This is a genomic window from Calditrichota bacterium, assembly GCA_014359355.1.
GTDB lineage: Bacteria > Zhuqueibacterota > Zhuqueibacteria > JANLFK01 > Oleimicrobiaceae > Oleimicrobium.
Genome location: JACIZP010000094.1, coordinates 1 through 3,145 on the forward strand (window position 1 = coordinate 1; position 3,145 = coordinate 3,145).

The following is a 3,145-nucleotide window of genomic DNA, read 5'->3' on the forward strand; positions in this document are numbered from 1 at the left end:
GACTACTGTACGCAATGAAGCGGGTCAAGGACAAGACCCACAAGCGCTTTTCCTCGCGGGATGGCCTGTATCACTTTCGGGAAGTACTTTCGCGGGGCGAAGGGGCGCTTCCCCCGGTGGACCTGCGCCCAGAAGATACCGCCATCCTGCTCTATACCGGGGGTACGACAGGGCTTGCTAAGGGGGCTGAGCTGACGCATGCCAATCTCGTCGCAAACGCTCTTCAGGCGCGTCATTGGGTCTGGGACATAAAGGATGGCCAGGAGGTCATTCTCACGGCTCTCCCTCTGTTTCACAGTTACGCGATGACTGCTTGCCATCACCTAGCTATCCAGTGCAAGTCGGCGATGGTGCTCTTGCCACGTTTCGAGCCGATGCAGGTGATGAAGGCGATTCACAAGTATCGAGTCACCATTTTCCCTGGGGTGCCAACCATGTATGTGGCCATCAACCACCATCCGAAGGCCGGCAAGTTCAATCTGGCATCGGTGCGGGTCTGCATCAGCGGCGGAGCGCCCCTGCCAGTAGAGGTGCAGACGAAATTCGAACAACTCACAGGCGGTAGGCTGGTCGAAGGTTACGGTCTGTCGGAGTGCTCCCCAGTCACTCACTGTAATCCCATCCATGGCAAGCGCAAGGCCGGCTCCATTGGCCTTCCGTGGCCAGAGACCGATGCCTGTGTGGTCGATCTGGAAACGCGGCAACCTTTGCCGCCTGGCCAGACCGGCGAGTTGATGATTCGGGGTCCGCAGGTCATGAAGAGGTATTGGCGGAATCCCAAAGAGACGGCGCAGGTGCTCCAGAATGGCTGGCTCGCCACAGGTGACATTGCCCGCATGGACGAGGAAGGCTTCTTCTACATCGTCGACCGCAAGAAGGACATGATAGTGACCGGCGGTTTGAACGTCTATCCGCGGGAGATAGAGGAAGTTCTTTACGAGCATCCATGCGTGCAGGAGGCAGCCGCAATAGGCGTCCCCGACGAATACTACGGCGAACACGTGAAAGTCTACATCGTTCCGAAGGAAGGGACGCACCTTTCCGCAGATGACATTCTAAGGTTCTGCCAGGGGAAGCTGGCCAAGTTCAAGATGCCAAAGGAGATCGAATTTCGGGATGCTTTGCCAAAATCGCTGATCGGCAAAGTGCTGCGGCGGGAACTGCTTGCAGAGCACTTCGCGCAGCAGTCGCGGCAGGCGAGCCCCGGCGGAGAATGCAGCAGGGAGCAGCGATGAGTCAGGGTGCAATGAGAGGAAAGTGTGGCATATTTCTGGCGGAACTGCGCGCACCGTTTTTCACCGCCAGCATTCTGCCAGTGGTGCTGGGTACTACAATTGCCTGGGCAAGGGAACAGGTATGGGACGGCTTTCTCTTTGGCCTCGCTTTGCTCGGGGGCGTCTTGTTGCATGCTGGTACAAATGTGATCAATGACTACTTCGACCACCTCACCGGGGCGGATGAGAAGAACCGCGACTTTGTGCGCCCGTTCACGGGCGGTAGCCGTCTCATCCAGAGCGGTCGGCTCAGTCCGAAGGAGGTGCTCGGTGAGGCAATAGTCCTGTACGCCTTGGCTTGTGTGATCGGACTCTACCTGGTGTTGCGGGTCGGCTACGGAGTCCTGATTCTCGGCGGGGTCGGACTCCTCAGCGGCATTCTCTACACGTTCCCGCCGCTGGCGTTGGTCAGCCGAGGCCTTGGTGAAGTGGTGATAGGGCTCAACTTCGGCACGCTGATGACCCTGGGCGCCTACTACGTGCAGACCAGGCACATGGCATGGGAGCCCGTGGTAGCCTCGCTGCCGCTGGCGGTCCTGATCGCGGCTGTGGTCTTCATCAACCAGTTTCAGGACGCAGAAGCGGATGCCATAGTGGGCAAGCGGCATTGGGTGGTGCGTTTGGGGCGGGAGAGTGCTGCGGGCGTGTACGCAATGATGCTTGTCTTCTCGTATGTAGTTTTGGCAGCTGGTGTCGTTGGTGGCCTGTTGCCGGGGCCTGCGTTGGTCGTGCTGGTGACCTTACCCTTGGCGGCCAAGGCGATCAGGGTCGCTAAGGCTTACCACAGCGTACCGCAAGGTCTGACGCCGGCGAATGCGACGACGATCATGATCCACGCGGTGGTCGGGGTATTGCTGTCGGCCGCGTATGCCCTGACGCGCATCATTTAGAGGGCCATGGAGACGTGGTGGAGTGAGGGAGATGGCTGAAGACGATAGCTTGGTCGAGAAGATCGGTGAGCGCGCCGAAGTGGTGAGGCTTCGTCCGGCGGCGGAGGCAGGACACCCATCGGCGGTGGCAGAAGTGCACAAGTCTTTTGAACGCTGTTTCGAGCGGGGACAGTACAAGATCGTTGTGGACATGTCGCGTGTGCGCTTCCCTTCCTCGAGTTTCATCGTCACGCTTTTTGAGGCTACGGCGCGTGCTCGGCGAGCGGGTGGTGATGTCCGGTTGGTCAACCTCACCCAGACCGCGAAAAACAACATCCTGACCTTCAGCCCGTTGACCTACCTGTCCATTGACAGCGATGAGCGCGAAGCGTTCCGCGAGCTGCGTGCCTTGCGCGCACCCGTTGCCGAAAAACCGGCTGCGGCGTTGGAACGGGAGACGGCCAACCTGGCCACACCGCCCCCCGCGGCTATGGAGCGGGACGAAAGTCAGGTGAAGAAACACATTCGCATTCAGAGTCAGCCTGAGGCGTTGTACAAAGTCTGCAACTTTGTGACGGAACTCGCCACGCAAGCGGGCATGCCCGAACGAGAAATTGCCAAGTTGAAGATTGCCGTGTATGAGGCATGTCTGAACGTCATCGAACATGCCTACCATGGGGATCCCACGCAATGGATCTCCGTGGCAGTGGGCTACAACGACGAGAGACTGACCGTTGTTGTTCATGACGAGGGGGAGAGCTTCAAGGAGGAGGTCAGCGAATCGTACGACGTCTACGAGGCTGCAGACCATCGGAAAACCGGCGGCTTCGGGCTCCACATCATCCGCCGCTCCGTGGATGAGCTTCGCTACCAGGCTGACCCGGTTCTCGGCAACAAGCTGGTGATGGTGAAATACATAACAGGCAAGAAGAGGACATGAGAGGCACTTCTGGCTGCGCAAGTGGCCCGGCGGGCAAGGCGCGGCGGTTGTCCCGTCCACGA

The 3,145-nt window shown here is 59.2% G+C and carries 3 protein-coding genes; all 3 read left to right on the forward strand.

Annotation, left to right across the window (positions count from 1 at the left end):
- Positions 1-1,235, forward strand: a 1,235-nt coding sequence (locus H5U38_03935) for a long-chain fatty acid--CoA ligase (GenBank protein ID MBC7186168.1), incomplete at its 5' end; no start/stop codon positions are given.
- Between the two features lie 11 nt (positions 1,236-1,246).
- A complete protein-coding gene (gene menA / locus H5U38_03940; protein MBC7186169.1) occupies positions 1,247-2,164 on the forward strand; it encodes a 1,4-dihydroxy-2-naphthoate octaprenyltransferase in 918 nt (305 codons plus the stop codon).
- A gap of 31 nt (positions 2,165-2,195) precedes the next feature.
- Positions 2,196-3,083: an ATP-binding protein gene (locus H5U38_03945; GenBank protein MBC7186170.1), complete on the forward strand. Its 888-nt coding sequence runs from the start codon at positions 2,196-2,198 to the stop codon at positions 3,081-3,083.
- Positions 3,084-3,145 lie beyond the last annotated feature (62 nt).